At 67.8% G+C, this 2,321-nt stretch carries 2 protein-coding genes; one reads left to right on the forward strand and one right to left on the reverse strand.

The annotated features are described in order from the left end of the window. Nucleotides 1–144: 144 nt before the first annotated feature. Nucleotides 145–657: a MarR family winged helix-turn-helix transcriptional regulator gene (locus AC2W7C_RS16910; RefSeq protein ID WP_486002421.1), complete on the reverse strand. Its 513-nt coding sequence runs from the start codon at nt 655–657 to the stop codon at nt 145–147. 264 nt (nt 658–921) lie between these two features. On the opposite strand from AC2W7C_RS16910, the gene AC2W7C_RS16915 reads away from it, so the two are divergent. After that, complete coding sequence (locus tag AC2W7C_RS16915; RefSeq protein ID WP_486002422.1) at nt 922–2,280, forward strand: serine hydrolase; 1,359 nt, start codon at nt 922–924, stop codon at nt 2,278–2,280. Nucleotides 2,281–2,321: the final 41 nt, after the last annotated feature.

A 2,321-nucleotide genomic window follows, 5' to 3' on the forward strand; every position in this document is an offset into this window, starting at 1 on the left:
GAAGGCGGGGACCCAGTTCTTTTGTCGGCGCAAGGTCGGCGGGATTGTCGTTTGCGGGCCCCTGGCGCGGCCGGATCGCCCAAAACACTGGGTCCCCGCCTTCGCGGGGATGAGCGGTATTGAGTACGGAACCCTAGAGGGGCTTCAGGACCCCGTCTCCCTCGGCGGCATGAGCCGGCGCAGCAGATCCTCCAGGGCGGCGATCTGCTTGGGATCAAGCCCCGCCAGGGCTTGGTCGGCCAGGGCGAAGCGCTGGTCGATGAACGATTCGACCAGGTCGAACCCCTTGGGCGTCAGCTTGGCCAGCAGCCGGCGGCGATCCTCTCGGACGCCCCGGCGGGAGACCAGGCCCGCATTCTCCAGCCTCCGCAGGCAGGCCGTAAGCCCGCCGGAGGTGAGCAGAACCCGTTTGCCGAGCTCGGTGGGCGCCAGTTCGTAGGGACTGCCGGCTCGCCGAAGGGTCGCGATCACGTCGTAGTCGGAATAGGACAGGCCGGGACCCCACTTCATCCGCACGACGGTCTCTTCGTACTGACGCCCCAGCCAGATGATGCGGCCGACCACGTGCAATGCGTCGGCCCGGGTCTCCGGACGTGACCGGCGCCAATCGTCGAGCACGCTGTCGACCAGATCGGGAGGCGGGGCGGCGTTCGTCATGTCCGGAAACTATCCCAGGCCCTCCGGGTGAACAAAGCTTCACGTGAAATATCTTGACGCAAAATATTATGCCATAAAGATAACTGAGGGTGGCGTATGGAGATCACACGAATGCGTAGGTTCTGGTTGTCAGCGGCCGCGACGGCGGCGTTCATTTCCGGAAGCCTGTCGGCGGCCCTTCCCGCGACTGCGGCGGCCGACGGGCAGGAAGCCGCTTCGACGACGCCAAGTCCCGAAGCCAGGGCCGCGGCTTTCGAAGCCTATATGGCCGCCGCAGTCCGGAACGCCGCCTTCAGCGGCACCGTGGTGGTGGCCAAGGATGGCGCGCCCGTGTTCCGGGGCAGCTACGGCCTGGCCAGCCAGGAGCTGGGCGTCCCCAACGGCCCCGACACGGCCTTCCGGCTGCAATCCCTGACCAAGCCCTTCACCGCGACGCTGATCATGCGCCTGCAGGAGCGGGGCGCGCTCAAGGTGTCGGACCGCGCCTGCGACTATCTGGAGGACTGCCCGGAGGCCTGGCGGGCCGTCACCATCCAGCAGCTGCTCAACCACACCTCGGGCGTCGAGGGCTATTCCCGCCTCCCGGACTGGGACGAGGACCTGGATGCGCGGACGTACTGGCGCGGCGGGGTGGACTCCCTCGTTCGCGACCGTCCGCTGCTGTTCGCTCCGGGAGAAGGATACAGCTACAGCAACACCGGCTACGTCCTGCTGGGACGGATCGTCGAGCGAGCCGCGGGACGCCCTTTCCCGGAAGTCCTCCAGGCCGAAATCCTGACGCCGCTGGGCATGACGCGCTCGCGCTTCAACAACACGCGTGAGATCGTGCCCGGCCTGGCGACGGGGTACTACTCCCTGGGCTCGACCTTCATCAACACGACGCCGCAGACCACCAGCGACGCCTACGGCGCCAACGGCCTGATCAGCACGGCGGACGACCTGTTGAAGTGGGATCGGGCGCTGCGCGACAACACGCTGATCACCGCGGCGTCGTTCGAGGAGATGGTCGCCAATCCCAGGAACACCTTCTCCGGCTACGGTTGGGAGGTCAGGGACTGGCTGGGCCGACGACAGATCGGGCACTCGGGCAGCGGCTTCGGCTACTCGGCCTACATGGCCCGCTTCATCGACGACGGCCTGACCGTCATCGTCCTCAGCAACAGCGACGAAGCCAGCGCGGGCGGCGCGGCGCGAGCTCTGGCGGCGATCTATTTCGGCGAGAGCTACAGGACGCCCGAGCCGACGACCGAAACCGTCCTGCTCGACGCGATCCTGGCCGAGGGGGTCGAGGCGGGGCTTCAACGGTACGACGGGATGAAAGCCGCACGGCCCGCGGACGAGGCCTTCAAGGAAGACGGGCTGCTGGTCGGCATCGGCTACAAACTGTACGCAATGCCGGCGATGGATGACGCCAGGCGGGTCTTCGAGGACGCGCTTCAGGCCTTCCCGCAATCGGCGGACAGCCATTGCGGCCTGGCGGATATCGCCCTGGCGTCAGGAGACGCGGATGCGGCGATCCGTCACTTCGAACGGGCGATCGCGCTCGAGCCCGACCACGACTACGCCAAGGACAGGCTGAAGCGGGCGCGCGAGGCCCGCCGCCCCGATAGGCTCCGACGCTAGGCGCGCGGCCGCCGAGCGCCGGCGCGCTGGCGGTCGGCGTC

Source organism: Brevundimonas sp. CURTG3B2_SDJG (assembly GCF_057364705.1).

Bases quoted from the DNA above. Each gene is read 5' to 3' on its own strand.
- AC2W7C_RS16910 (WP_486002421.1), bottom strand. From the start codon at position 657: ATGACGAACGCCGCCCCGCCTCCCGATCTGGTCGACAGCGTGCTCGAC.
- AC2W7C_RS16915 (WP_486002422.1), top strand. From the start codon at position 922: ATGGCCGCCGCAGTCCGGAACGCCGCCTTCAGCGGCACCGTGGTGGTG.